The sequence below is a fragment of the Micromonospora sp. NPDC051006 genome, from assembly GCF_044456245.1.
GTDB lineage: Bacteria > Actinomycetota > Actinomycetes > Mycobacteriales > Micromonosporaceae > Micromonospora.
In genome coordinates this window covers 35,613-60,810 of sequence record NZ_JBITFP010000009.1, presented here as the reverse complement: position 1 = coordinate 60,810, position 25,198 = coordinate 35,613, and the positions used below count along the sequence as shown (strand labels likewise).

Here is a 25,198-nt window from a genome sequence, read left to right as displayed (position 1 = left end):
GGGCGGGGGGGGGGCGGGGGGCGGGGGGGGGGGGCGGGGCCCGCCCCCCCCCCCGCCCCCCCCCCCCCCCCGGCCCGCCCCCCCCCCCCCCCCCCCCCCCCCGGGTCGGCCGACCCGATCGGGAACGGGTCAGCTCACCCGGTCGCGGACGTCCCACACCAGCGCGCCGTCGATCTCACGGCCCGGCCCGAGCAGGTCGTCGACGGCCCGGCGGACCGGATCACCGTGGATCAGCACACCCTGCACCACCACCGCGGCCCGCCAGTGCCGCAGGTCCGCCACGGCCTGCTGACGGTCCGCATCGGTGATCACCGGCACCTCCCCGGTCTCGGCGACCCGCCGCAGCAGCACGGCGGTGGGCCGGTCCGGGGCGCCCCAGCGCGCCGACGGGTCGTCCCGGGCGCTCGGGCCGATGAAGTATCCACCCGGGGCCGGGAACGCCAGCCCGGTGCGCGCCGACCAGAACATCGCCGGGCTGAACGCGGCAGCGGTGACCGGCGGCACCGCGACCAGCGTCCGGCCGGCCGGCACGTACGCCCGCCACCCGCCGTCGGCCACGAACGGCGGGACCGGGGCGGTCGGCACGGTACGGATCGGGGTCGGCGTGAGCGGCAGCAGCGCGGCGGCCACCGCCCCGGCCCAGAGCAGCCGCACCGGCACGGCGGGCCGGTCCGGTGCGGTGCGCACGTCGCGGACCCGCTGCAGGGAGAGGGCGAGCAGGATGCCCAGCACCGGCACGCAGACCAGCGGGAAGCGCGCCGGCACCGCCAGGTCGAGCAGCGGCAGTCCGGCCACCAGCCGGTACGGGCCGGGAATGCCGGTGTCCGCCCCGTTCACCCGGATCTCGGCGCCCAGCGACAGCAGGGCGAAGAGCAGCCCGCAGCCGGCCAGGGCGCGGACCAGCGGCCGCCGCCGGAGCCAGATCACGATGACCACGGTGAGCACCAGCAGCCCGGGGCCGAAGAACGAGTTCTCCTCCGTCGGGTTCGGCGAGAGCAGCCCCGGCAGGTAGTCGTCGCCGACCACGGTCTGCCGGGCGGCGGCGGTGAACGACGCGGCGTCGAGCTGGTAGCCGTACGCGTCGAAGGCCATCCCCCGGTAGTGCTGCGGGCCGAGGAACTGAAACCAGAGCGGGTACGCCAGCAGCACACCCGCCACCGCGGCGCCGACGCCGAGCCGGCCGAGCAGCGCGGGTGCCGCCCGGCGAGCCGCGGCGGGGTCGGCGAGCGCGTACCCGACGACGAACACCCCGGCTGCGAGGGCCAGGAAGACCAGCACCTCCTCGCCGAGGAAGACCTGCCAGGTGACCAGCAGGCCGAGGCAGATCCCCGGCCGGGTCACCCGGCCGCCCGCGGGCCGGAACACCACGGCCAGGATCGCCGGCACCAGGAACTGGGCGGCCATGTGCAGGTGCGCGCCGGCCTGCGACACCATGCCGGGGGCGAACCCGCAGAACAGTCCGCCCACCGCGGCGGCGGCCCGGGAGGTGACCAGGCGGCGGCGCAGCAGCACGTACCAGGCGGTGGCGGTGCCGGCCAGGCAGCAGAGCACCGCCACCGTGAACGCGGCCTGCGAGCCGAACAGCAGGGTGACCGGGGTCAGCGGCACTCCGAGGCCGAGCACCGAGGTGTTCGCCATCAGGTTGACCCCGTCCGGCACGTTCAGCGCGGTGCTGTAGAGCGGGTTCTCCAAGCCGACCACGGCCCGGGCCGCCCGGGCCAGCATCCACTCGAAGAGGACCTGGTCGCCCGCCTGGTGAAAGAGCCGGCCCGGGTGGCGCCACTGGCCGCTGGTGAGCAGCAACGCCAGGCCGAGGTAGCCGGCGACCACCAACGCGTCCGGCGTCCAGGCCGGGCCACGCGGACGGCGCGGCTCCGCCTCGACCTCGGTCCGGGCGGTCGTCCCGGTGGCCATCAGACCGCGCGGTCGGTCAGCGCCCGCACGTCCCAGACCCAGACGTCCAGCTCGCGGCGGCCCGGACCGACCAGCTGCTCGACGGTACGCCGCAACGGCTCCGCGTTCTGTTGGCGCACCGGCAGCACCAGGATCGCCGCCCGCCAGTGCCGCAGCTCGTCCAGCGACCGTCGGCGCTGCCGGTCGTCCAGCTTGGACGTGCGGCCGGTGGTGGCCACCTCCTCCAGCAGCTGGCCCACTCCGCTGGGCCGGCCACCGAACCGGCCCGGGTCGCCGGTGTTGCCGTTGCGCGGCGCCAGGAAGTAGCCGCCCGGAATCTTGAAGTCAAGGTTGGTGGCGGCCGCCCAGCGCATGCCGTGGGTGTTGCCCATGCTGGGCACCGGGATCGGCACCAGCGTCTGGTCCGGCCCCACGTACGCCCGCCACCGGTCGGCGGTGATGAAGTCCGGCACCGGCGGGCGGGAGACCACCCGCAGCGGCATCGGCGCGATCGGCAGCAGCGCGAGCACCAGGCCGGCGACGGCGAGCGTCCGCACGGTACGCCGGTCGGCCGGGCGCAGCGACCAGGCGCGCTCGACGGCGAGGGCCAGCAGCATCGCGATCACCACGGTGGTGATCAGGCCGAACCGGGTCGGCACCACCGCGTCGAGCAGCGGCAGATGGACCAGCCACTCCCACGGGCCGGTGAACAGCTCCCGGTCCCACCAGGAGACCCGCTCGCCGAGGGAGAGCACGGCGAAGAAGACGCCGGTCGCGGCGAGGGCCCGGACCAGCAGTTCCCGGCGCAGCCAGACGACGATGCCGACGGAGAGCAGGGCCAGGCTCCAACCGAAGAAGGCGTTCTCCTCGGAGTAGTTCGGGGCGAGGTTGACGTTGGCCCGCTGGTGGCCGCCGAGCGTCGGGGAGCCCGGGGCGAAGAACGCGGCGATGTCGTTGCCGTAGTCCCGCACCGCGTCGCTGAGCCCGTGGTAGGCCATCGGCCCGGCGAACTGGATGTAGAGCGGGTAGGCCAGCAACGCCCCGGCCAGCACCGCGCAGGCCGCCAGCCCGGCGCCCAGCGGACGCCACGCCGCCGACCACCGGGCCGGCTCCTGGACGAGCACGGCGAGCAGAAAGACCCCGCAGGCCAGCGCGGTGAAGAGCAGGATCTCCTCGTTGATGAACGCCTGCGCGGTCACCAGCAGGGCCAGCAGCGTCCCGTCCCGGAGCGGCCGGTGGGACCGGGTGAGCACCAGCACCCGCCACACGATGAACGGCAGCAGGAACTGGCTGATGATGTTCGGGTGCCAGCTGGCGTGCGAGAGCATCGCCGGCGAGAACCCGCAGAACCAGCCGCCGACGGCCGCGGCCAGTGGGGTGCGGACCAGGTGCCGGGAGAGCACGAAGTACCAGGCGGCGGCGGTGCCGGCGAGGCCGAGCGTGACCAGCAGCACAAAGGAGACCGCCGGGCCGAAGAGCAGCGTGATCGGCACCATCGGGATGCCGAGCGCGAGGACGGCGGTGTTGGCCATCAGGTTCACGCCGTCGGGGTAGTTGAACTGTTCGGTGTAGAACGGGAACTCACCGTGCAGCACCACCCGCACGGAGTGGGCGAGGAAGAACTGCACCTGCGCCGGGTCGCTGCTGTAGAGCGAGGCCACCCGGCCGGCGGGGTCCACCCAGATCCGGCTGGTCACCCAGAGCGCGGCGAGCAGGAAGAGCCCGTAGACCGCGAGGTCCTGCCGGCGGCGGGTCCACCGGCGCCGGGGCTCGGGGGTGGGCGTACCGGCGTCGTCGGCGGTCGGGGTCGCCCCGGACCGCGCGGCGCCGTCCACCGGGGGCCGGCTGTTACCGGCGGCGGTCTCCGACGGCGCCTCGATGGTCGCGGTCCGCGTGGCGAGGGCGGTGGGGACACCCACGGCGGCGTCGGTCTCCGGAACGGACTCGGCGCGGGGCTCGGCAGGCGTCACAGTCGGCGGAGTCTACCCGAGCGCCGAAAAAGCACTAAAGCCACCGCGTCGGTCCTTTGTGGTGCACCGTCCGGTGTGCGCGGTCAACCCGGTACGAGGTGCCGCGCCACCCTGGTCGGACATCTCGTACTATGACGCTTCCGACATCAGGGTCGAGCGATCGGGGGCGTACAGGTGGCTCGAGTCCGCGGGCGCGGCAAGCTGGCCACCACGCTGCTGGCCGTGCTGCTGGCCACGACGGCCTGCGGTCCGGTCGCCGACCGGCAACCCGGCGACCTGCGCGTCGGCTACGACAGCCTGGACGGCTCCCTCGCGGTCTGGCCGCCTCGCGGGAGTCTGGCCGGCGACCCGGCGGTCACCGCCGCGGTCACCGCGGCGGTGCGGGCCTGGCGGTCGCCGGCGGACGACCGGGTGCACCTCTCCTCCTCCGGGATTCTCTTCTCCGGCGAGGTGGACGGCGCGCCGCTGGCCCTGGTCGCCGCGGACGTCCCCGGCGAGAGCGCCTCCTGGCTGTTGCAGCTCACCCCCGACGGCGAGCGCTACACGGTCGTGCGGGCCACCGAGTACACCGACCCCGGCTACCTCGTCTACTCCGACGTGCTGCCGGTGCAGACCGCCGCCGGACGCCGCTACCTCACCTCGGGGCGGGTGGAGCGTCTGCTGGGGCCGGACGGTCGTGCCCTGCCGACCCGCGACGGCATCAGCGCGGCGGTCGACGTGCCGGCCTGTCGGGCGGTGCCGCTGACGGCCACCCTGCGGGCCACCGAGTCGCTGCCCCGGGGCCGCGCCGCGGACCGGATGCTCGACCTGGGCACCGGCACCGCCGACCCGCGTTACCCATTGGTCCGCGACGAGACCGGCTCCGGCAAGCGGGCGCTGACCGGGTTGGACACCTGCCTGCTGGCCGGCGAGCGGGGGCCGTTCGGCAGCCTCCCGCGCCGGGTGGGCGACCGGACCGCCCCGCAGTCGGCGCCGGAGTCCTGGCCGATGGCGAAGGTGGCCGTCCGGTCGCTCGGTGAGGTGGCCCTCGGTGGCGGCGACCCGGCCGAGCTGGAACAGCTCACCTGGGAGAGCGCCACCGGCCCGATGACCGCGGTGGTCTACCGGCCGGCCGGCGGCGGCGCCCCGGTGGTCTCCCCGGCGGACCGGTCCGCCCCGCTGCAGACGTACCGGCTGCCGGTGCCCGGCCAGCCGTTGGTGGTGCTCAGCTGGCGGGCCAACCGGGACAGCTCGCTGTCGGTGCCGCCGGGCACGCCGCTGCTGGTGGAACGGCCGGGGCTGGCGGTCGTGCCGGAGCCGGAGCGCGCCGAGACGTTCAGCCTGGCCGGGACGGGCAAGACGCAGTACCGGTCGGTCGGCGGTCGCTGACCGGTCACCTCACCCGACGCGACGGCGGGCGACCCGTCCGGGCCGCCCGCCGTCGTTCACGTCAGTTCTGCGCGGCCGCGTCGTCGGCGGCGAACCCGACCGGCTCGACCGGCGTGCCGTCCAGCCCGGAGATCCAGCCGGTGACGTCCCGGGCCACGTCCTGCGCGGTGAGACGCAGGTCAGTGAGGATCTGCGCCCGGGTGCCGTGCGGGTGCCACTCCGCCGGTACGCCCAGGTCGCGCAGCGGCACCCGGACGTCGGCGTCGCGCATGGCCTGGCCGAGCGCGTCGCCGACCCCGCCGACCCGTACGCCGTCCTCCACGGAGACCACGAGCCGGTGCCCGGCGGCCAGCTCGACCAGCTCGGCCGGGACCGGGCGGACCCAGCGCGGGTCGACCACGGTGACCCCGTAGCCCTGCTCGGCGACCCGGGCGGCGACCTCCATGCCGAGGTGGCCGAAGGCGCCGACCGCGACCAGCAGCACGTCGGTACGCGCCGACTCGGCCAGCACGTCGACCGAGCCGACCCGCCGTACGGCCGGCAGGTCGGCGGCGACGGTGCCGGTCGGGAAGCGGACCACGGTCGGGCCGTCGTCGACCCCGATCGCCTCGCGCAACTCCTCGCGCAGCGTGGCGGCGTCGCGGGGCGCGGCGATCCGCAGGCCCGGCACCACCCCGAAGACGGACATGTCCCAGATGCCGTAGTGGCTCGGCCCGTCCGGGCCGGTGATGCCAGCCCGGTCCAGAACGAAGGTCACCGGCAGCTTGTGCATCGCCACGTCCAGCAGCACCTGGTCGAAGGCGCGGTTGAGGAAGGTGGCGTAGACCGCCACCACCGGGTGCAGCCCGCCGAGCGCCAGGCCGGCCGCGGAGGTGGCCGCGTGCTGCTCGGCGATGCCGACGTCGTAGGTGCGCTCCGGGTACTTGCGGGCGAGCGCGGCGATGCCGGTCGGCTCGGCCATCGCTGCGGTGATGCCCACCACGTCGGGCCGCTCGTCGGCGATCGCGACCAGCTCGTCGGCGAAGACGTGCGTCCACTTCACCGAGGGGGCGGCGACCAGCTTGCCGGTCTCGATGTCGAAGGCGCTGCCGGGGCCGTGCAGGCAGTCGGCCTCGTCCTCCTCGGCCGGCCGGTAGCCGTAGCCCTTCCGGGTGACCGCGTGCACGATCACCGGGCCGCCGAAGTTCTTCGCGGCCCGCAGCGAGGACTCGACCGCGGCGATGTCGTGCCCGTCGACCGGACCCACGTACTTGATGCCGAGGTCCTCGAACATCGCCTGCGGGGCGACCGCGTCCTTGATGCCCTTCTTGACGGCGTGCAGCACCTCGTACATCGGCCTGCCGACCAGCGGGGTGGAGCCGAGGGCGTCCTTGACCGTGTCGAGCACCTTCTCGTAGCCCGGGTTGAGCCGCAGCGAGGAGAGGTGGTCGGCGAGCCCGCCGATGGTCGGCGCGTAGGACCGGCCGTTGTCGTTGACCACGATCACGAGGGGGTTGCCGGCGGTGGCGATGTTGTTCAGCGCCTCCCAGCACATGCCGCCGGTCAGCGCGCCGTCGCCGACCACGGCGACCACGCTGCGCGACTCACCGCGCAGCGCGTACGCCTTGGCCAGCCCGTCGGCGTACGAGAGGGCGGTGGAGGCGTGCGAGTTCTCGACCAGGTCGTGCTCGCTCTCCGCCTGGCTCGGGTAGCCGGAGAGGCCACCGCGCTGGCGGAGCCGGTCGAACCCGGCCTGCCGGCCGGTGACGATCTTGTGCACGTACGCCTGGTGGCCGGTGTCGAACAGGAAACGGTCCCGCGGCGAGTCGAAGACCCGGTGCATGGCGAGTGTCAGCTCGACCACACCCAGGTTGGGGCCGACGTGCCCGCCGGTGCGGGACACCTTCGCGATCAGAAAGTCACGGATCTCGGCGGCGAGGATGTCCAACTGTTCGGTGGACATCCGCTTGACGTCCTGCGGGCCCCGTACCGTGGCCAGCAGCCTGCCGTGGTTGGCCGTGTCCTCTTCAACACTCATGAGGGCAGAGTCTAACGGCCGTTCGGCACTCCGCAGCCCGGGCCGACAACCTACGGGGGCGCGGCAGGGCGCTGAGCAGCCGGTCAGGAGCGGATTCGCAGCCGACACGGTGGCGTCACCGGGCCGGCGTTCGGGCCCGGCCCGGCGGGGGTCCAGGAGCCGAGCACGGCCGCCCGGGCGGCCCCGGTGACCGAGCGGATCGCGCCGGGCAGGCCGTGCCAGGAGAGCCAGCCGAGCAGCGCGAAGGCGTACGCCTCCTTGGCCTGCGCCGGCACGCCCAGCTCGTCGGTGGTGCGCAGCCGCCAGCGGCCGGCGCCCAGCGCGGCCAGCCGGCCGCACAGGGTGGGATTGCGCACCCCGCCGCCGGCGGCGATCACCTCGGCCACCCGGTGCCGGTCGCACTCGGCGGCGACCACCCGGGCGGTCAGCTCGGTCAGCGTGGCCAGCACGTCGTCGGCCGGGACCGGCTCGCCGAGCGCGGCCAGCCGCTCGTCCAGGTAGCCGGCGTGGAACAGCTCCTTGCCGGTCGACTTCGGCGGCGCGGCGGCGTAGTACGGCTCGGCGAGCAGCGCGTCGAGCAGGCGGGGGTGCACCCGGCCGGCCGCCGCCCGGGCGCCGTCGAGGTCGCAGGGCCGGTCCAGGAAGCGGCGGGCCGCCGCGTCGAGCAGCGCGTTGGCCGGCCCGATGTCGTACCCGAGCACCGGCGCGCCCGGGGCGACCACCGTGAGGTTGGCGATCCCGCCGAGGTTCAGCGCGGCCCGCGCCCGCGGCCCGGCCGCGCCGTCCGGCGCACCGGTGTCCGGGGCCAGCAGCAGCGCGTCGAAGGCCGGCACCAGCGGTGCACCCTGCCCGCCGGCGGCGATGTCCGCCGAGCGCAGGTCGCTGAGCACGGGTACGCCGACCCGGGCGGCCACCCGGGCCACCGCGCCGAGTTGCAGGGTGCCCCGGGCCACGCCCTGCGCCACCCAGTGGAAGACGGTCTGCCCGGGCGAGACCACCACGTCGGCCGCGCCGCCGGCCAGCTCCACCCCGACCGCCGCCGCCTCGGCGAAGACCTCGCCCAGCCGGTTGTCCAGCTGGCAGACCGCCTCGACGGTGGTGGCCGCCGGGGGCAGCAGCACGCCGATCCGGCCCCGCAGCTCCGCGTCGTAGTCGAGGCCGCGGTGCCCCAGCGGCCGCAGCCACAGGGTGTCCCCCTCGGCGGTGAACTCGGCAGCAACCACGTCCACCCCGTCGTACGAGGTGCCCGACATCAACCCGACGATCTTCACCGCGCCAGGCTAGTGGCCCAGCCTCGGAGCCCGACAGCTCGCTGGGTCGGCAGCGGCGCTCAGTCCGCCGGCAGCAGCAGCCCGACCAGCTCGACGTGCTGGGTCATCGGGAACAGGTCGAACCCGCGCAGCGCGGCGAGCCGCCAGCCCAGGTCGGCGAAGGTGCGCACGTCCCGGGCGAAGGCGGCCGGGTCGCAGGCCACGTACCCGATCGCCCGCGGCCGCGCGGCGGCCAGCTCGCGGACCACCCGGGCCCCCGCGCCGGTACGCGGCGGGTCGAGCACCACCACGTCGACCGGTCCGGTGATCCGCCGGCGGGCCAGCGCGGTCTCCACCCGGGCCGCGACCACCTCGACCCGAGGCAGGTCCCGCAGGTTCTCCCGAGCCGCCGCGACGCCCTGCGCGGCCGCCTCGACCAGGGTGATCCGGCCGGTGTCGCCGACCCGGGCGGCCAGCGCCGCGGCGAAGAGCCCGGCCCCGCCGTAGAGGTCCCAGGCCGACTCGCCGGGGCGCGGGTCCACCAGCTCCAACACCGCAGCTACCAGGGTGTCCGCCGCCGCGGGGTGGACCTGCCAGAATGCGCTCGCCGGCAGCTTCCAGTCCCGCCCGGCGGCGACCTCGCGGACGGTGGCCGGCCCCTCGACCTCGGTGGCGACGCCGTCGACGACCGCCGCGACGGAGACGTCGCCGCCGGTCGAGGCGACCGTCTCCACCGCCTCGGCCTCCGGCCAGCGGGCACCGCTCGGGCTGAGCACCGGCAGCTGCTGGATCGCCGGGTGGGCGATCAGGCAGCGGTCGATCGGCACCACCTCGTGCGAGCGGTGCTTGAGCAGGCCGGCCCGGTCGGCCGCGTCCACCGCGTAGCGGACCCGGGAGCGCCAGCCCAGCGGCCCGCCCGGCAACGCCTCGACCCGGACGCCGAGCCGGTCCAGCTCGGCGTCGGTCAGCCCGCCCAGCCGGGTCAGCTGCTCGCGTACCACCGCGGCCTTCCACTCCAGCTGCGCCGCCGGCGCGACGTGCTGCAGGTCGCAGCCGCCGCAGCGGCCCGGCCGGGCGTACGGGCAGGGCGCCTCGACCCGGTCCGGGGAGGCCGACAGCACGGTCACCGCGTCGGCCCGGACGAAGCCCCGGTGTACCTCGGTGACCTCGGCGACGACCCGCTCGCCGGGCAGCGCGTGCCGGACGAAGACCACCTGCCCGTCCACCCGGGCCACGCAGTGCCCGCCCGGGGCGACCGGGCCGACGGTCAGCTCGACCCGCTCCGCCTCGGCCAGCCCGCGCTCGTCGCCCGCGCCACCCGCCTCCGGGCCGCCCGGGCCCGCGACCGGCTCAGTCACGACCGCTCCCCGACTCGCCGGGCGGCGCGGAGACCACCGGCGGGACGTCCGGCGGCAGGGCGCTGCGCGGCACCACCCGGGGCCCGCGGGCCGGGCCGAGGGAGAGCGTGGCGTCCAGCCGGTCCAGGTCCTTCCTCGCGGTCGAGGCGAGCTGCCACGGCACGCTGGTCACCATCACCCCCGGCTCGAAGAGCAGCCGGGTCTTGAGCCGCAACGCGCTCTGGTTGTGCAAGAGGTTCTCCCACCAACGCCCGACCACGTACTCGGGGATGAAGACGGTGACGACGTCGCGCGGCGACTCCCGGCGGGTGTTGGCGACGAAATCCAGGATCGGCCGGGTGATCTCCCGGTACGGCGAGTCGACCACGGTCAGCGGCACCGGCAGCTCCCGCCGCTCCCACTCCTCCTGCAGGTCCCGGGTGTCCTTCTCGTCCACGTTCACGGTCACCGCGGTGATCGTGTCCGGCCGGGTGGCCCGCGCGTAGGCGATGGCCCGCAGGGTCGGCTGGTGCAGCTTGCTGACCAGCACGATGGCGTGGTTGCGGGCGGGCAGCACCGCGCGGCCCTCGTCCGGCGGGGTCAGCTCGGCCGCGACCCGGTCGTAGTGCTGGCGGATGCCCAGCATCACCACGTAGATCAGCGCCATCGCGGCGATCGCGATCCAGGCGCCGAGCAGGAACTTGGTGATCAGGACGATCACCAGCACGGCGCCGGTCATCACCATGCCGAAGGTGTTGATCGCCCGGGACCGGTAGATGCGGCGGCGCGCCTCCGGGTCCCGCTCGGTACGCAGGTGTCGGTTCCAGTGCCGGATCATCCCGGCCTGGGAGAGGGTGAACGAGACGAACACCCCGACGATGTAGAGCTGGATCAGCTTGGTCACCTCGGCCTGGAAGCCGACGATGAGCACGATCGCGAAGACGGCGAGGAAGACGATCCCGTTGGAGAGCGCCAGCCGGTCGCCGCGGGTGTGCAACTGCCGGGGCAGGTAGCGGTCCTGGGCGAGGATCGAGCCGAGCACCGGGAAGCCGTTGAACGCGGTGTTCGCGGCGAGGAAGAGGATCAACGCGGTCATCCCGGCGACCACGTAGAGCAGGATCGACCCGGAGCCGAAGACCGTCTCGCCGAGCTGGGTGGTGACCGTCTTCTGCACGTAGCCGGCGGGGCCGGAGACGATCTGGGTGCCCGGGTCCTCGACGAACTGCAGGTGGGTCAGCCGGGCCAGCCAGATGATCCCGACCAGCATGCTCACCGCGATCACACCGAGCAACAGCAGCGTGGTGGCCGCGTTGCGGCTCTTCGGCGCCTTGAACGCGGGCACCCCGTTGGAGATCGCCTCGACCCCGGTGAGCGCGGCGGCGCCCGAACTGAACGTCCGCAGCAGCAGGAAGACCAGGGCGAACCCGGTCACGCTGTGCTCGGCCTGGATGACCAGGTCGGCGCTGGGTGCGCGGAGCTCGTCGCCGAGCACGAAGACCCGGACCAGGCCGGTGAGGAGCATCCCGACGATCACGATCACGAAGCCGTAGGTGGGGATGGCGAACGCGGTGCCCGACTCGCGCAGCCCGCGCAGGTTGACCGAGGTCAGCAGGACCACCGCGATCACCGCGATCATGACCTTGTGGGTCGCCACGAAGGGCACCACCGAGCCGAGGTTGGCCACCCCGGAGGAGACCGACACCGCCACCGTGAGCACGTAGTCGACCAGCAGGGCGCTGGCGACCCCGAGGCCGAACTTCGGGCCCAGGTTGACCGTGGCCACCTCGTAGTCGCCGCCGCCGGAGGGGTAGGCGTGCACGTTCTGCCGGTAGCTGGCGACCACGGTGAGCATCACCACGACCACGGCGAGCGCGATCCAGGGGGAGAACACGTACGCCGAGGCACCGGCGATGGAGAGGGTCAGCAGGATCTCGTCGGGCGCGTACGCGACGCTGGAGAGCGCGTCGGAGGCGAAGACGGGCAGCGCGATCCGCTTCGGCAGAAGGGTGTGCTGCAGCCGGTCGGACCGGAACGGTCGACCGAGGAGGAGTCGCTTCAGCAGCGAGGTGGGACTGGCCACGAACGCCAAGGGTACGACCACCGCGGCGTAGCCGGTGGGGTGGGCGATCATCGGCCGCCGTGCCGGCGCGGTACGGTCGGTCCCCGTTCCCGGCCGGGACGTGGCAGGCTCGCACTCGACGGGTCCGGCGCGGACGGGTACGCAGCTTGGGAGGAAGCGTGCATGTCGTGATCATGGGTTGTGGGCGGGTCGGGTCGACCCTCGCGCACAGCCTGGAGGCCCGCGGGCACTCGGTCGCGGTGATCGACCACGACGCCGACGCCTTCCGCCGGCTCGGCCCGGACTTCGCCGGGATCACCGTGACGGGCGCCGGTTTCGACGGTGACGTGCTGCAGCAGGCCGGCATCGAGCGGGCCGACGCGTTCGCCGCGGTCTCCAGCGGCGACAACTCCAACATCATCTCGGCCCGGCTGGCTCGCGAGACGTTCGGCGTCTCCCGGGTGGCGGCCCGCATCTACGACCAGCGCCGGGCGCAGGTCTACGAGCGGCTCGGCATCCCGACCGTGGCCACCGTCCGGTGGACCGCCGACCGGATGCTGCGGCACCTGGTGCCCGAGGGGAACGTCGAGATCTTCCGCGACCCCACCAGCACGGTGTCGATCGTCGAGGTGCCGTTGCACAAGGACTGGGTCGGCCGGTCGGTACGCGCGCTGGAGGAGACGGCCGGGGCGCGGGTGGCCTACCTGACCCGCTTCGGCATCGGCACGCTGCCCACCGCGTCCAGCCTGGTGCAGGAGGGTGACCAGGTCTTCATGCTGGTCACCGACGACATCGTGGCGACGGTCACGTCGGTGGCGGCGACGCCGCCGGAAGGGGGGCACTGAGCCATGCGGATCGCCATCGCCGGCGCCGGCAACGTGGGCCGGTCGATCGCCCAGGAGCTGATCGAGAACGGCCACCAGGTGATGCTGATCGAGCGGCAGCCGAAGATGCTCCGGCCGGACCGGGTGCCCGCCGCCGAGTGGGTGCTCGCCGACGCCTGCGAGCTGGCCAGCCTGGAGGAGGCCAACCTCGCCGGCTGCGACGTGGTGGTCGCCGCCACCGGCGACGACAAGGTCAACCTCGTGGTGTCGCTGCTGGCCAAGACCGAGTTCGCGGTGCCCCGGGTGGTCGCCCGGGTGAACCGGGCGGAGAACGAGTGGCTCTTCACCGAGCAGTGGGGCGTCGACGTCGCGGTGAGCAAGCCGCGGGTGATGGCCGCCCTGGTCGAGGAGGCGGTCACCGTCGGCGACCTGGTCCGGCTGATGACCTTCCGGCAGGGCGAGGCGAACCTTGTCGAGATCACCCTGCCGCCGACCGCGCCCTACGTCGGCCAGCCGCTGCGCGCGGTGCCGCTGCCCCGCGACTCCGCGCTGGTGGCGATCCTGCGCGGCAAGCGGGTCCTGGTGCCCAGCCCGGACGACCCGATCGAGGCCGGCGACGAGCTGGTCTTCGTCTGCACCGCCGAGGTCGAGGACGCTGTCCGCACGGTGGTGCTCGGCGCGGACAGCGTGGAGCGCACCCGCGAGTCGCGGTGACCGTCGCACCGCGCCGGCGGTGCGGCGCTCAGCCCCGCACGGGGCGGGTCAGTTGCCCGGCAGCGGGGCCGGCTGCGGCTCCCGGGTCACCCGGCGCACCGTCCAGACGGTGATCAGCAGCAGCAACGCGTACGGCGGGTAGCCGAGCGTCAGCCGGGCCACACCGAGCGCGGTGTCCTGGTGGGCGAGGTAGAGACCGGCCTGTACGCCGACCTTGGCCAGCCAGACCACGCCCCAGAGCACGGTCAGCCTGGTGAACGTCCGCACGAGCTGCGGGTCGTCGCGCCACTCGGAGCGCCCCTTGGCGACCAGCACCGACCAGATCCAGCCCACCAGCGGCTGGCGGATGGCGGCGGAGAGCAGCAGGGCCAGCCCGTAGCCGATGCCGTAGAGGATGCCGGGGAGGTAGAAGTCGCGCTCGTCGCCCGTCCGCCAGGCGATCGCGGCGCCGATGGCGACGCCGAAGAGCCCGTTGACGGCGTGCCGGACCGGGCGGCGCTGGGCCAGCCGCAGCCCGGCGATCAGCAGCGCCACGGCCACCGAGGCGATCACCGCGGGGCGCAGGTCGCCGATGATGTTGGCGATCACGAAGACCACCACCGGGATGCTCGACTCCACGAGCCCCCGCCAGCCGCCGAGCTGGTCGGCCATCTGCTCGGCGACGGTGGGCAGCCGCTCGTCGTCGGGCCCGGTCTCCGGCTGGGTGGCCCGGTCCTGTCCTGTGGTCATCGGCCGTCCGTCCGCCCTGCCCGCGCCGTCACTTGGGCGAATCCAGCTCGTAGTAGGGGTTGTAGATGACCTTGCGGTCGTCGCGCATCGCGCACCGGCCGCGGGCGGTGAGGTGCCGGCCGGGCTCGATACCGGCGATGTGCCGCCGGCCCAGCCAGACCAGCGTCACCACGTCGCTGCCGTCGTAGAGGTCGGCCTCCAGCGTGGGCAGGTTGGTCCGCGGCGTGTAGACCACCGTGCGCAGCCGCCCGGTGACCGAGACCACCTGACCCCGGGAGCACTGCCGGGCCGGCATGCAGCCGGACTCGGTGCTCTCGCGCTGCAGCTCCTGCGCCTCGATCTCGGCCTCGCTCGCGGTGAGCCGTTGCAGGAAGCGCCGCAGCGACACCCGGCTCTCGTCGGTCGTCATGACCTCCGCGTCACCCTCTCCACGCTGGCCGGCATCGCGCCGGCGCTGGCCCGGTCCCGGCGTCGCCGGGACCGTCCCGCCAGCGTACGCCGATCCGGTCGACGCCGACGGCCCGGTGACCGCCGGTCAGACCTGCCGCGGCTGCGCGCCGTCCGGCGTGGCCCCGGCCTGCTCGGCCTGCTCGGCGACGTCGCGCGGCAGCCGCAGCGGCAGCGGCTCGCGGACCGGCTTGGCCTCGTTGCCCCGGTCCACCACCAGCCCGTCCAGGCACTCGGCCAGGGGGCCCGCCGCGGCCGGGTCGGTCGCCACCGTGCCCTGGTAGACCCCACGGACCATCCAGCGCGGGCCGTCGATGCCGACGAAGCGCAGATCGGTCACGCCGTCCTCGGTCCGCACCTGGGCCCGCAGCTCGGTGCCGTACTCGCCCTCGACCTCCTGGGCGGCGGTGCCGTCGTTGAGCAGCGACTGGCGGATCTCCTCGCGCACCTCGTCCCAGATCCCCTCGGACCGGGGGGCGGCGAAGACGCCGAGCTGCAGCGCGTTCTGCCCGTGCACCAGCACCACCTGCTGGACGACGCCCTGCTGGTCGGCCTGCACCCGCACCTCGACCTCCGGCACGGCCGGGATGTGCAGGCTGCCGAGGTCCAGCCGGTCCACGCCGGCCGGGGCCTCCGAGATGTCGTACGGACCACGGACGAGCACCGGGGCGGCGGCCTCCTCGCTCTCGAGGTCGAGGACCACCTCGGCGGCCCGCTCGTCACGGCTCTGCCGCCCGTCGCCGGCCCGCTTTCGGGAGAAGATCACTGCGTCCACCCTCCGCTGTTCGCGTTCACCCTGTCACCTCTTCGCTGCGCCGGTCCGCCCGCGGCGGTTCCGCCGGCGGCGGCACCAGCCCGGCGTGCCCACCGGTGGAGCCGTGCCCGCCGGTCCCCCGTCGGGACGGGGGCAGCTCGGCCACCGGCTGGAAGTCCGCCCGTGCCACCCGCTGCACAACGAGCTGGGCGATCCGGTCGCCACGGGAGATCTTCGCCGGTGTGGACCGATCGTGGTTGATCAGGTTCACCAGGATCTCCCCCCGGTAGCCGGCGTCGACCGTACCGGGCGCGTTGAGCACCGTCACACCGAGCCTGGCCGCGAGGCCGGACCGGGGGTGGACCAGGCCCACGTACCCCTCCGGGAGCGCGATCGCCAACCCAGTCGGCACCAGAGCGCGCCCGCCGGGGGGCAGCTCGACGTCCACGGCGGCCAACAGGTCGGCCCCGGCGTCGCCGGGATGGGCGTACGCGGGCAGCGGCAGCTCGGGATCGAGCTGCCGTACGGGCACGGGCACGAGGTCGGTCACGGTTCCCCTCTTCCGTCCGGATCTGCGGTGACCCTGCCATCCTGCCGGGTACCCGGGCCGCCGTCCGCCGTACCCTCGGACTGTGAGCCTGTCGCCGTCGTCGCCACCCCCGGCACCGTCCGTGCCGGCCCCCGCCGAGCACTCCGAGCGGCTCAGCCTGCCCTGGTGGCTCTGGCTGGCCGGGTTGGCGTCCGCGGGGCTGCTCGCCACCGAGATCTGGATGGGGGCGCCCGGCGTGCGCGCCTGGTTGCCGTTCGCGGTGCTGCTGCCGGTCACCGTGGCCGGGCTGTGGTGGCTGGGCCGGATCCGGGTCGCGGTCCGGGGCGGCGAGCTGTGGGTGGACGACGCCCACCTGCCGGTGCGGCACGTGGCCGACGTGATTCCGCTCGACGCCGCCGGCCGCCGGGAGGTGCTCGGCGTCGGCGCCGACCCGCTGGCCTTCGTGGTCCAGCGGCCATGGGTCGGCGGCGCGGTCCAGGTGGTGCTGGACGATCCGGCCGACCCGACCCCGTTCTGGGTGGTCAGCACCCGCCACCCGGTCGAGCTGGCCGAGGCGGTCCTCGCCGCCCGTGACGCCCGCTGACGGCGGCGTCCACCCGAGCCCGAGGTGGTCCTCGCCGCCCGCCGGCGGGTACCCCGCCCGTTCTCCGGGGTCGGCGTTCAGGGCCGGTCGGACGACCCGGGCAGGGCTGACGACGGGCCGGGCAGTGCCGGGCGCTTGCGGCGCAGGTCGGTGCGGACCTGGTCGCCGAGCGACCGGGTGGCCCGTCGGTTGAGGTAGCTGGCCACGGCCGCGCCGGTGAGGAAGGGCCCCAGCGTGGTGAGGTTGCGCCCGAAGCGGCGCAGCACGGTGTCCCGCAGCTCCCGCCGGGCGGCGGTGCCGAGGACCGCGCCGACGCCGGCGCCCGGCATCATCGGATTCACTCCGCGCTGAGTGGCCCAGGCGTGCACCAGGGCGACCGCGCGCGGGCCCCGGCCGGTGGGCATCGGAACGCGGTAGATCTCGTGCAGCTCGCCGATCAGCTTGAGCTCGATCGCCACCACGGCGACCGTCTCCGCGGCCAGCAGCACCGGCGCGGAGAGCAGGGTCGGCGTGACCGCCCACTCCACCGCGGCGACCCCGCCGCCGGCCGCGCCCACCCCGGCGGTCGACCGGGCGGCGTTACGGACCAGACGGTCGGCCAGCGCCTCGTCGTCGAGCCCCTCGAAGTGCCGGCGCAGCGTGGCCAGGTCACGGACGGGCACGTGCGGCGCGACCTCGGTGACCGTGTCGACCATCCAGCGGACCGCGGCCCGCGGCTTGAACAGATCACCCAGCCCGCGGGCGCGGGCCTGGCCGACCAGCCGGCCCAGCAGCTGCCGGCGCCGGACCGGCGCGATGTCGTCCGCGGTCAGGGCCGCCACGGTGGCGCCCAGCTCCGCCGGGTCGCGCTCGGGCGCGCCACCTCGCTCGCTCATCGGTTCGACCTCCCGGGTGGCTGACGCCGTCGTTGGCTACCCGTTACGAGTCAAGCAGCTCCCCACGATCGGCGCACGGTGACGCCGGCAGCGGCGGCCTCGCTCTGGAGGCCGCCGCCGGTTTGGACAAAGGTCAGACGCACTCGCGGCAGATCAGCTCGCCGTTGCGCTCGACCGCCAACTGGCTGCGGTGGTGCACCAGGAAGCAGCGGGCACAGCGGAACTCGTCCTGCTGCATCGGCAGCACCTTGACCGTGAGCTCCTCGTCGGCCAGATCGGCTCCGGGCAGCTCGAAGCTCTCGGCCACTTCGGCCTCATCGACGTCCACGGCGCCCGACTGTGAGTCGACGCGTCGGGCCTTGAGCTCTTCCAGGCTGTCCTCGCCGAGGTCGACCTCGTCGCGACGCGGGGCGTCGTAGTCGGTGGCCATCGGTTTCACTCTCCCATATCGATGTTGTCGCTTCCGGTTGTAACGCCGGACGACGCTGTTTCGGTTCCGCTGGCCGGCCACCCGTTGTGTCGGTCACCCGACCCGAGATCCGTCCCGATCGAAGCCTCCGGGGTAAACCCCCCGGCGAGCGCGGTACCTTACCCCCCCTTTGGGCGAGGCATGTATACCGCCCTCGGCGCAGAGATGTACGCCCCCGCACGGGAAGTTGTTCCCAATGTGACTCAGGCGACACGAAGATAGGGGTAGTAGTACCTGGTTCCCGGGTGGCGCGCCGGCATGTCCGGCTGTTTCCACGCGACGGCCGGACAACAGTTAACCTCAGCGGCGTACCCGGCGGCCGGGGTGCGGCGCGTCTGCCTGCGGTCGCCGCCACCCACCTGGAGTCCGGGGAGCACCCAGATGAGTTTTGCGCGAGTGCGGGCGCTCGTTGTCGTCGGCCTGCTGGCGGCTGTCGCCCTGGTCTTCGTGGTCGTCGCGGTGGTCCGCGACACCCAGGGCAACGCCGGCACCGCCAAGGGCTGCCCGGAGGGCTGGCCGCTCGCCGACGTCACCCTCCGGGAGTACAAGGACGTCAAGATCAATGTGCTGAACGCCACCGACAACCGAGGGCTCGCCGGCAACGTCGCGGACGACTTCCGCAACCGCAAGTTCCAGGTCAAGAAGGTGAGCGACGCGCCGAAGGGCGTCGACGACGTGGCCGTGCTGCGGTTCGGCCCGAAGGGCGTCGGGTCGGCCCACCTGCTCCGGGCGTTCTTCCTCAACAACGCCGACCGGGAGTACGACCCGAAGCGGACCGACGACACGGTGGACGTGGTGCTCGGCAACAGCTTCCAGCAGCTCGCCACCACGACCGAGGTGAACCAGTCCCTCGGCGACCTCGGCTCGCCCGAGGCGCCGCCCGGTACCTGCCCCGTGTCCAAGGACCAGTGACCCGCCGCCGACCCGGCGGCGTACCGTCCGGCCGGGTCGGCGGCCCTGGCCTCGGCCGGCGGTCCGGCAGGCGAGGGTGGACGTCGGCCGGCGGTCGTCAGGGACCGCCCGAGGCGTCGAGGTCGGCGAGCCGGTCGTGCAGCGGCGTGAAGAGCGCCGGCGGGGCGGCGATCACCAGGTCCGGCCCGGCCGGGCGATTGTCGAGTCCGCCCACCCGGAGCCCGGCCTCGGTGGCCACCAACGCCCCGGCGGCCTGGTCCCAGGCGGCCAACCCCTTCTCGTAGTAGGCGTCCAGCCGGCCCTCCGCGGCCAGGCAGAGGTCCAGCGCGGCGGCACCCAGCCGGCGGATGTCCCGGACGTGCGGGATCAGCTCGGCGACCACCCGGGCCTGGTGCGCGCGTCGCTTCGGGTCGTATCCGAAACCGGTGGCGACCAGCGCCTGGCCCAGGTCGGTCTCGGTGGAGCAACGCAGCCGCTCGCCGTCGCGCCACGCCCCGCCGCCGGCCGTGGCGGTCCACTCCTCGCCGGTCGCCACGTTGCGCACCACCCCGGCGACCACCTCGCCGTCCACCTCGGCGGCGAGCGACACTGCGCAGTACGGCAGCCCGTAGAGGTAGTTGACGGTGCCGTCGATCGGGTCGACGATCCAGCGCACGCCGCCGGCGCCGACCGGCCCGGTGTCGCCCGCGCCGTACTCCTCGCCAAGCACCGCGTCGGTCGGCCGGACCCGGCGCAGCGCGTCCAGCACCTGCCGCTCGACCGCCCGGTCGGCCGCGGTCACCACGTCGGTCACCGTGCTCTTGGTGGCGGCCACCGAGACGCCCTCGGCCCGCATCCGGTGCGCCGTCGCGGCGGCGTCCCGGGCCACCTCGATCGCGATCTCCAGCAACTCGCGGGGTGGCGGCGGCGTCGTACGGTCCATCCTTCGTCCCCTTCCCGCACGACCGGGGCGTTCCCGCTCACGCGCGAGTATCATCCTTACAAAGTCCACATCTGCGTCGAATTGGCGGTCCCCGCACCCAGTACGCCGTGCGGCGCAGGATGATCGCCGCAGACGGCGTTACAATTCACCCCTGCCCACGCGCCACGGGCGGCCGAACGACAGGCCGACCGGGGACACGGGGGCTCCTCAACCACATCGCTCGGCACGGTGGCCCCGCTGCGCCGGACGACCCGGCCGTGCTCGCTCTTCGCCTCCGGAAGGTCATTCGTGACAGAACCCCGCCAGACCGGCGCCGACGTTCGCTCGCTCACCGACACCCTGATCGCCCACGCGCAGAGCGCCGGCGGCCAGCTCACGTCGGCCCAGCTCGCGCGCACCGTCGAGTCCGCCGAGGTGACTCCGGCCCAGGCCAAGAAGATCCTGCGGGCGCTCTCCGAGGCGGGGGTGACCGTGGTCGTGGATGGCTCGGCGAGCACCCGCCGCCGGGTCGCCGCCGCCCGCTCGGCCACCCCGGCGTCCCGGGCCACCACCGCCAAGACCACCAAGAAGGCCGCCGCGCCCGCCCCGAAGCAGGCGCCCGCCGCCGACGAGGCCCCCGCGCCCGCCCCGCGCAAGGCGACCGCGCGCAAGGCCGCCGGCACCACCGCCGAGGCGGCGGCGCCGGCCAAGGCGGCGAAGGCGACCCGCGCCACCAAGGCGACCGTGGCCGCGACCGCCGGCAAGTCGGGCAAGGCCGCCCCCGGGGCGGAGGGCGCCGAGGGCGAGATCGACCCGGAGGAGCTGGCCGCCGAGATCGAGGACGTGGTGGTCGAGGAGCCGGCTGAGCTGACCAAGGCCGCCGAGGCCGACGCGGCGAGTTCGGCCACCGACAACGACTTCGAGTGGGACGACGAGGAGTCCGAGGCGCTCAAGCAGGCCCGGCGTGACGCCGAGCTGACCGCCTCCGCCGACTCGGTCCGGGCCTACCTCAAGCAGATCGGCAAGGTTCCGCTGCTCAACGCGGAGCAGGAGGTCGAGCTGGCCAAGCGGATCGAGGCCGGGCTCTACGCCGCCGAGCGGCTGCGCGCCGCCGACGAGGGCGAGGAGAAGCTCACCCGCGAGATGCAGCGCGACCTGATGTGGATCTCCCGCGACGGCGAGCGGGCCAAGAACCACCTGCTCGAGGCGAACCTGCGGCTGGTGGTCTCGCTGGCCAAGCGCTACACCGGCCGCGGCATGGCCTTCCTCGACCTGATCCAGGAGGGCAACCTCGGTCTGATCCGCGCGGTCGAGAAGTTCGACTACACCAAGGGCTACAAGTTCTCCACCTACGCCACCTGGTGGATCCGGCAGGCGATCACCCGCGCGATGGCCGACCAGGCCCGCACCATCCGCATCCCGGTGCACATGGTCGAGGTGATCAACAAGCTCGGCCGCATCCAGCGGGAGCTGCTCCAGGACCTGGGCCGCGAGCCCACCCCGGAGGAGCTGGCCAAGGAGATGGACATCACACCGGAGAAGGTGCTGGAGATCCAGCAGTACGCCCGGGAGCCCATCTCGCTCGACCAGACCATCGGTGACGAGGGCGACAGCCAGCTCGGTGACTTCATCGAGGACTCGGAGGCCGTGGTCGCGGTCGACGCGGTCTCGTTCTCCCTGCTGCAGGATCAGCTCCAGCAGGTGCTCCAGACGCTCTCCGAGCGCGAGGCGGGCGTGGTGCGCCTGCGCTTCGGCCTCACCGACGGCCAGCCGCGCACGTTGGACGAGATCGGTCAGGTCTACGGGGTGACCCGGGAGCGGATCCGGCAGATCGAGTCGAAGACCATGTCCAAGCTGCGCCACCCGTCCCGGTCCCAGGTTCTCCGGGATTACCTGGACTGAGCCGGAAACGTCAACTCGGTGTGTCGTTCTGAGCACCACGCGTGCAACACCGGATGGTGATCCGCCGGTTGCACGATTGTGATCGTTGACGTGGCACCCTTGGTGCACGGCACACTGTCCCTGCCATGTGTGACCTCGGTCCCCCGCGGGCACACAGGGAAGGCCAGGCGCGACAAGGATGTTGCACGATAGGTGAGCAACGACCGAAGAGTTTGTTCATCGGTGACGACCAGAGGAGGAAGGCGATGACCCCGACCCTCACGCCGCCGCCCGAGACGGTGAGCCCCCCGGCCGCCGATGAACGGTGCGACCGCTGCAATGCTGCCGGCAAGCTCCGGATCACTCTGGCGGGTGGGAGCGAGCTGGTGTTCTGTGGGCACCACGCGAACAAGTACGCCGAGGATCTCGTGAAGATCACCGTGCGGTTCGCGACGGACCCGGAGTTCAGCTGGCGTGGCGCCGATCTGGTGGCGAACTGAGAATCCATAACTAACCCGACATAGCCGGCCGGAGGCACCCGAGGGGTGCCTCCGGCCGGCTTTTTGCGTCCACCTCGCCCGCCGGTCCATCGTGATCATCAGGTTGACGGCGGAGTCGATCGCCGAAACGGCCGCAAACCTCATGATCGACCCGCTCGGCGGAGAGGCCGGCTGGGCGCGGAAAGCCGGCGCGGCGGGTCAGAGGGTCTGGACGGTGGCGATGCGCTCTTCGAGCTGCTCGATGGTGGCCTGGGCGCTGGGCGGGCCGCCGCAGAGCCGGCGCAGCTCGGCGTGGATCTTGCCGTGCGGCTGGCCGGTGCGGTGGTGCCGGGCGGCCACCAACGCGTTGAGCTGCCGCCGCAGCGCCACCCGACGCTGGGCGGCACTCATCGGTGCCGGCGGCGCCGTCGACGCCGCAGGGGCCGGCTCAGCGGCCCGCACGGCCGCCTTGCGGCGCTGGTTGGCCAGCTGCTCGGCCTGCCGCTTGGTCAGCAGCATGCTGACCTGATCGGCGGTGAGCAGACCGGGCAGGCCCAGGTACTCCTCCTCCTCGGGGGTGCCGGCCTGGGCCGCGGTGCCGAACGACGCACCGTCGAAGATCACCTGGTCCAGCTCGGCGGTGGCGGAGAGCGCCGCGAACCGCTTCTCCAGCTCGCCGCTGGCCTGGTCGTCGCGCTGGGCCCGCTCCAGCAGGTCGTCGTCGAAGCCCTTGCGGTCCTTCGGCTTGCCCAGCACATGGTCGCGCTCGGCCTCCATCTCGCTGGCCAGCCCGAGCAGGTGCGGCACGCTGGGCAGGAAGACCGACGCGGTCTCCCCCTCGCGGCGGGCCCGGACGAACCGGCCGATCGCCTGGGCGAAGTAGAGCGGGGTGCTGGCGCTGGTGGCGTAGACCCCGACCGCGAGCCGCGGGATGTCGACCCCCTCGGAGACCATCCGCACCGCGACCAGCCAGCGCTGCTCGGACGTCGCGAACGTCGCGATCCGCGCGGAGGCGCCGGCGTCGTCGGAGAGCACCACCGCGGCCCGCTCGCCGGTCAACTGCTCGATCAGCTTCGCGTAGGAGCGGGCGGTCTGCTGGTCGCTGGCGATGACCAGCCCACCGGCGTCGCTCATGCCGGCCTGGCGCAGCACGGTGAGCCGGGCGTCGGCGGCCCGCAACACCTGCGGCATCCAGTCGCCGGCCGGATCCAGGGCGGTACGCCAGGCCTGGGCGATCAGATCCTGCGTCATCGGCTCGCCGAGACGTGCCGCCAACTCCTCCCCGGCGTTGGTCCGCCACCGGGTCTCCCCCGAGTACGCGAGGAAGAGCACCGGCCTGACCACCCCGTCGCGCAGCGCGTCGGCGTAGCCGTAGACCGAGTCGGCGCGCGAGCGGAGCAGTCCGTCGCCGCCGCGCTCATAGCTGACGAACGGGATCGGGTTGTCGTCGGAGCGGAACGGGGTGCCGGTGAGCATCAACCGGCGTACCGCGGGCTCGAAGGCCGCCTTCACCCCGTCGCCCCACGACCGGGAGTCGCCGGCGTGGTGGATCTCGTCAAGGATGACCAGGGTGCGCCGCGTCATGGTGCGCCGCCGGTGCACCTGCGGGGCCATCCCGACCTGGGCGTAGGTGACCACGGCACCGTGGAAGTCGGCCGAGGAGTGCAGGTCGGCGTTGCGGAAGGCGGCGTCGAGCTGGATGCCGACCCGGGCGGCGGCCTGCGCCCACTGGCCCTTCAGGTGCTCGGTCGGGGCCACCACGGTGACCGCCTCGACCGTGCCGTCGGCGAGCAGCTCGGCGGCGATCCGCAGGGCGAAGGTCGTCTTGCCCGCGCCGGGCGTGGCTACCGCGGTGAAGTCCTCTGAGCGGCGGCGCAAGTACTCCACCAAGGCCTTGCGTTGCCAGGCGCGTAGGGCCGGAAAGGTGTCGATCTCCGGCAACCTGGCTGCCACGCGTGGGCTCCTCTCCGACCGCACGAAGGCGGACCCCGGCCGAGGGCCACGGGTACCGCCGCCCATGAAAACGCCTCCGCGCAAGAACCTGCCGCGAAGGCCGACTCAGCATAACCAGCGGGCGCCGCTCGGCCCAGGCGACGCCACGCTGGTCACATCCGACGCCTCGGTGCCATCCGTCACGGCACCGAACCGGCCGGCCGGCCGAGCGGGCCGAAGCCGGTCACGAAGGACGCCGGCAGCCTCGCCGGAGCGGTCCTCCACTCACCAGAGCGGACCGGGGCCGGGCCCCCGGGTGCGCGGCGGACGCAGCGTCGCCACCGGCGCGGCCCAACGGCGGCGCAGCGCCACCACCCGGAGCCCGAAGACCAGGACCGCGGCGGCGGTGAGCGGCAGCGTGCCGGCGAGCCCCAGACCGTGCAGCACCGCCACCATGATCGAGCCGGCGAGCGCGGCCACCGCGTAGATCTCGCGGCGCAGCACCACCGGAATCTCGCCGGTGAGCAGATCCCGGCCCAGCCCGCCGCCGATCGCGGTGAGCATGCCGATGACGCAGGCCCCTACCGGCGGGACCCGGGCGTCGAGGGCCTTCAGGGTGCCGGTGACGGTGAAGAGCGCGAGCCCGGCCGCGTCCAGCACCAGCACGGTGGTGCGCAGCCGGGCCAGCTGGGGATGCAGCCAGAAGACCGCGGCGGCGGTGGCCACCGCCGCGGTGGCGTAGCGCCAGTCGGCGAAGGCGAGCGGGGGCACCTCGTCGACGGCCAGGTCGCGGAAGATCCCACCGCCCAGGGCGGCCACGAACCCGACGAAGACGACGCCGAAGAGATCGAGCCGTTTGGCCACCGCGGCGGAGGCGCCGGAGGCGGCGAAGACCGCGACACCGGCCAGGTCGGCGAGGAGCAGGGCGGTGGAGGTGGTCACCGCAGCAGGCTACGTGGGCGGCCGGAAGGGCCGCCCCGGTTCACTCGCCCCAGGAGTCGTAGATCTCCTTGCACTTCGGGCAGACCGGCGAACCCGGCTTGGCAGCCTTCGTCACCGGGAACTTCTCGCCGCACAACGCGATGACGAAGGTGCCCATCACGGCACTCTCGGCGATCTTGTCCTTACGGACGTAGTGGAACATCTCGGGACCGGTGTCGGCGTCCTTCAGCTCTGGACGCTCGAGGACCTCTGTACTCACGTCTGCACCTCCAACCGACAAGTCTGGCAGGTCGCCGCGGTCCGGTCCACTTC

23 protein-coding genes are annotated in these 25,198 nt (G+C 73.8%); 7 read left to right on the top strand and 16 right to left on the bottom strand.

Going from position 1 to position 25,198, the window contains the following annotated elements; translation table 11 throughout:
• Positions 1-129: 129 nt before the first annotated feature.
• Positions 130-1,914: a hypothetical protein gene (locus tag ACIBBA_RS16570; RefSeq protein WP_396698017.1), complete on the bottom strand. Its 1,785-nt coding sequence runs from the start codon at positions 1,912-1,914 to the stop codon at positions 130-132.
• Positions 1,914-3,812: a hypothetical protein gene (locus ACIBBA_RS16565; RefSeq protein ID WP_396698254.1), complete on the bottom strand. Its 1,899-nt coding sequence runs from the start codon at positions 3,810-3,812 to the stop codon at positions 1,914-1,916. Before ACIBBA_RS16565 ends, ACIBBA_RS16570 begins: the two co-directional genes overlap by 1 nt.
• Before the next feature lie 225 nt (positions 3,813-4,037).
• Here ACIBBA_RS16565 and ACIBBA_RS16560 point away from each other — a divergent pair, with 225 nt between their 5' ends.
• Positions 4,038-5,231 carry a hypothetical protein gene (locus ACIBBA_RS16560; protein WP_396698015.1) on the top strand — a complete coding sequence of 398 codons (1,194 nt, stop codon included), beginning with the start codon at positions 4,038-4,040 and terminating at the stop codon, positions 5,229-5,231.
• 61 nt (positions 5,232-5,292) lie between these two features.
• Here the strand turns inward: ACIBBA_RS16560 and dxs are convergent, their stop codons facing one another.
• From dxs to ACIBBA_RS16540, 4 genes are all read right to left on the bottom strand, one after another.
• Entirely contained in the window at positions 5,293-7,248 is a 1,956-nt protein-coding gene (dxs, locus tag ACIBBA_RS16555) for a 1-deoxy-D-xylulose-5-phosphate synthase (protein WP_396698013.1), read from the bottom strand.
• Between the two features lie 83 nt (positions 7,249-7,331).
• The gene (locus ACIBBA_RS16550) at positions 7,332-8,519 is read right to left on the bottom strand and encodes an anhydro-N-acetylmuramic acid kinase (RefSeq protein WP_396698011.1); all 1,188 of its coding nucleotides are present in this window, start codon (positions 8,517-8,519) and stop codon (positions 7,332-7,334) included.
• Between the two features lie 59 nt (positions 8,520-8,578).
• Entirely contained in the window at positions 8,579-9,856 is a 1,278-nt protein-coding gene (locus ACIBBA_RS16545; protein ID WP_396698009.1) for a class I SAM-dependent RNA methyltransferase, read from the bottom strand.
• A complete protein-coding gene (locus ACIBBA_RS16540; RefSeq protein WP_396698007.1) occupies positions 9,849-11,915 on the bottom strand; it encodes an APC family permease in 2,067 nt (688 codons plus the stop codon). The genes ACIBBA_RS16545 and ACIBBA_RS16540 overlap by 8 nt, the downstream gene beginning before the upstream one ends.
• 158 nt (positions 11,916-12,073) lie before the next feature.
• Here ACIBBA_RS16540 and ACIBBA_RS16535 point away from each other — a divergent pair, with 158 nt between their 5' ends.
• Positions 12,074-12,739 carry a potassium channel family protein gene (locus ACIBBA_RS16535; protein WP_396698005.1) on the top strand — a complete coding sequence of 222 codons (666 nt, stop codon included), beginning with the start codon at positions 12,074-12,076 and terminating at the stop codon, positions 12,737-12,739.
• 3 nt (positions 12,740-12,742) lie between these two features.
• The gene (locus ACIBBA_RS16530) at positions 12,743-13,432 is read left to right on the top strand and encodes a potassium channel family protein (RefSeq protein ID WP_396698003.1); all 690 of its coding nucleotides are present in this window, start codon (positions 12,743-12,745) and stop codon (positions 13,430-13,432) included.
• 48 nt (positions 13,433-13,480) lie between these two features.
• Here the strand turns inward: ACIBBA_RS16530 and ACIBBA_RS16525 are convergent, their stop codons facing one another.
• From ACIBBA_RS16525 to dut, 4 genes are all read right to left on the bottom strand, one after another.
• On the bottom strand, positions 13,481-14,161 hold the full coding sequence (locus tag ACIBBA_RS16525) for a DUF3159 domain-containing protein (RefSeq protein ID WP_396698001.1): 681 nt from the start codon (positions 14,159-14,161) through the stop codon (positions 13,481-13,483).
• A gap of 28 nt (positions 14,162-14,189) precedes the next feature.
• A complete protein-coding gene (locus ACIBBA_RS16520) occupies positions 14,190-14,570 on the bottom strand; it encodes an OB-fold nucleic acid binding domain-containing protein (protein WP_396697999.1) in 381 nt (126 codons plus the stop codon).
• A 126-nt stretch (positions 14,571-14,696) separates the two neighbouring features.
• Positions 14,697-15,374 carry a DUF3710 domain-containing protein gene (locus ACIBBA_RS16515; protein ID WP_396697997.1) on the bottom strand — a complete coding sequence of 226 codons (678 nt, stop codon included), beginning with the start codon at positions 15,372-15,374 and terminating at the stop codon, positions 14,697-14,699.
• Between the two features lie 25 nt (positions 15,375-15,399).
• Complete coding sequence (dut, locus tag ACIBBA_RS16510) at positions 15,400-15,912, bottom strand: dUTP diphosphatase (protein WP_396697995.1); 513 nt, start codon at positions 15,910-15,912, stop codon at positions 15,400-15,402.
• Positions 15,913-16,000: 88 nt separating this feature from the next.
• On the opposite strand from dut, the gene ACIBBA_RS16505 reads away from it, so the two are divergent.
• Complete coding sequence (locus ACIBBA_RS16505) at positions 16,001-16,495, top strand: DUF3093 domain-containing protein (RefSeq protein ID WP_396698252.1); 495 nt, start codon at positions 16,001-16,003, stop codon at positions 16,493-16,495.
• Between the two features lie 77 nt (positions 16,496-16,572).
• Here the strand turns inward: ACIBBA_RS16505 and ACIBBA_RS16500 are convergent, their stop codons facing one another.
• Both ACIBBA_RS16500 and ACIBBA_RS16495 read right to left on the bottom strand, forming a co-directional pair.
• Entirely contained in the window at positions 16,573-17,370 is a 798-nt protein-coding gene (locus ACIBBA_RS16500) for a hypothetical protein (protein WP_396697993.1), read from the bottom strand.
• Between the two features lie 133 nt (positions 17,371-17,503).
• Positions 17,504-17,800: a DUF4193 domain-containing protein gene (locus ACIBBA_RS16495; RefSeq protein WP_007075406.1), complete on the bottom strand. Its 297-nt coding sequence runs from the start codon at positions 17,798-17,800 to the stop codon at positions 17,504-17,506.
• 435 nt (positions 17,801-18,235) lie between these two features.
• Here ACIBBA_RS16495 and ACIBBA_RS16490 point away from each other — a divergent pair, with 435 nt between their 5' ends.
• Entirely contained in the window at positions 18,236-18,751 is a 516-nt protein-coding gene (locus tag ACIBBA_RS16490; RefSeq protein WP_350875439.1) for a LytR C-terminal domain-containing protein, read from the top strand.
• Positions 18,752-18,848: 97 nt separating this feature from the next.
• Here ACIBBA_RS16490 and ACIBBA_RS16485 read toward each other — a convergent pair whose 3' ends face one another.
• A complete protein-coding gene (locus ACIBBA_RS16485) occupies positions 18,849-19,673 on the bottom strand; it encodes an inositol monophosphatase family protein (protein WP_396697991.1) in 825 nt (274 codons plus the stop codon).
• Positions 19,674-19,961: 288 nt separating this feature from the next.
• Between ACIBBA_RS16485 and ACIBBA_RS16480 the strand changes: the two genes are divergently transcribed.
• The gene (locus ACIBBA_RS16480; RefSeq protein WP_396697989.1) at positions 19,962-21,554 is read left to right on the top strand and encodes an RNA polymerase sigma factor; all 1,593 of its coding nucleotides are present in this window, start codon (positions 19,962-19,964) and stop codon (positions 21,552-21,554) included.
• A gap of 245 nt (positions 21,555-21,799) precedes the next feature.
• On the top strand, positions 21,800-22,033 hold the full coding sequence (locus tag ACIBBA_RS16475; protein ID WP_350875138.1) for a hypothetical protein: 234 nt from the start codon (positions 21,800-21,802) through the stop codon (positions 22,031-22,033).
• Positions 22,034-22,231: 198 nt separating this feature from the next.
• Here the strand turns inward: ACIBBA_RS16475 and ACIBBA_RS16470 are convergent, their stop codons facing one another.
• The 3 genes from ACIBBA_RS16470 to ACIBBA_RS16460 form a co-directional block, all read right to left on the bottom strand.
• Positions 22,232-23,965 carry a DEAD/DEAH box helicase gene (locus tag ACIBBA_RS16470; RefSeq protein WP_396697986.1) on the bottom strand — a complete coding sequence of 578 codons (1,734 nt, stop codon included), beginning with the start codon at positions 23,963-23,965 and terminating at the stop codon, positions 22,232-22,234.
• Positions 23,966-24,229: 264 nt separating this feature from the next.
• Positions 24,230-24,886, bottom strand: coding sequence for a trimeric intracellular cation channel family protein (locus tag ACIBBA_RS16465; RefSeq protein ID WP_350875134.1), 657 nt, complete (start codon positions 24,884-24,886; stop codon positions 24,230-24,232).
• A gap of 40 nt (positions 24,887-24,926) precedes the next feature.
• Complete coding sequence (locus ACIBBA_RS16460) at positions 24,927-25,145, bottom strand: DUF3039 domain-containing protein (RefSeq protein ID WP_350875132.1); 219 nt, start codon at positions 25,143-25,145, stop codon at positions 24,927-24,929.
• Positions 25,146-25,198 lie beyond the last annotated feature (53 nt).

What these genes read in the sequence shown, in the direction of transcription:
- dxs (WP_396698013.1), bottom strand. Translation starts at nt 7,248, where the DNA reads ATGAGTGTTGAAGAGGACACGGCCAACCACGGCAGGCTGCTGGCCACG.
- ACIBBA_RS16530 (WP_396698003.1), top strand. Translation starts at nt 12,743, where the DNA reads ATGCGGATCGCCATCGCCGGCGCCGGCAACGTGGGCCGGTCGATCGCC.
- ACIBBA_RS16520 (WP_396697999.1), bottom strand. Translation starts at nt 14,570, where the DNA reads ATGACGACCGACGAGAGCCGGGTGTCGCTGCGGCGCTTCCTGCAACGG.
- ACIBBA_RS16485 (WP_396697991.1), bottom strand. Translation starts at nt 19,673, where the DNA reads ATGGACCGTACGACGCCGCCGCCACCCCGCGAGTTGCTGGAGATCGCG.
- ACIBBA_RS16570 (WP_396698017.1), bottom strand. Translation starts at nt 1,914, where the DNA reads ATGGCCACCGGGACGACCGCCCGGACCGAGGTCGAGGCGGAGCCGCGC.
- ACIBBA_RS16525 (WP_396698001.1), bottom strand. Translation starts at nt 14,161, where the DNA reads ATGACCACAGGACAGGACCGGGCCACCCAGCCGGAGACCGGGCCCGAC.
- ACIBBA_RS16495 (WP_007075406.1), bottom strand. Translation starts at nt 17,800, where the DNA reads ATGGCCACCGACTACGACGCCCCGCGTCGCGACGAGGTCGACCTCGGC.
- ACIBBA_RS16475 (WP_350875138.1), top strand. Translation starts at nt 21,800, where the DNA reads ATGACCCCGACCCTCACGCCGCCGCCCGAGACGGTGAGCCCCCCGGCC.
- ACIBBA_RS16500 (WP_396697993.1), bottom strand. Translation starts at nt 17,370, where the DNA reads ATGAGCGAGCGAGGTGGCGCGCCCGAGCGCGACCCGGCGGAGCTGGGC.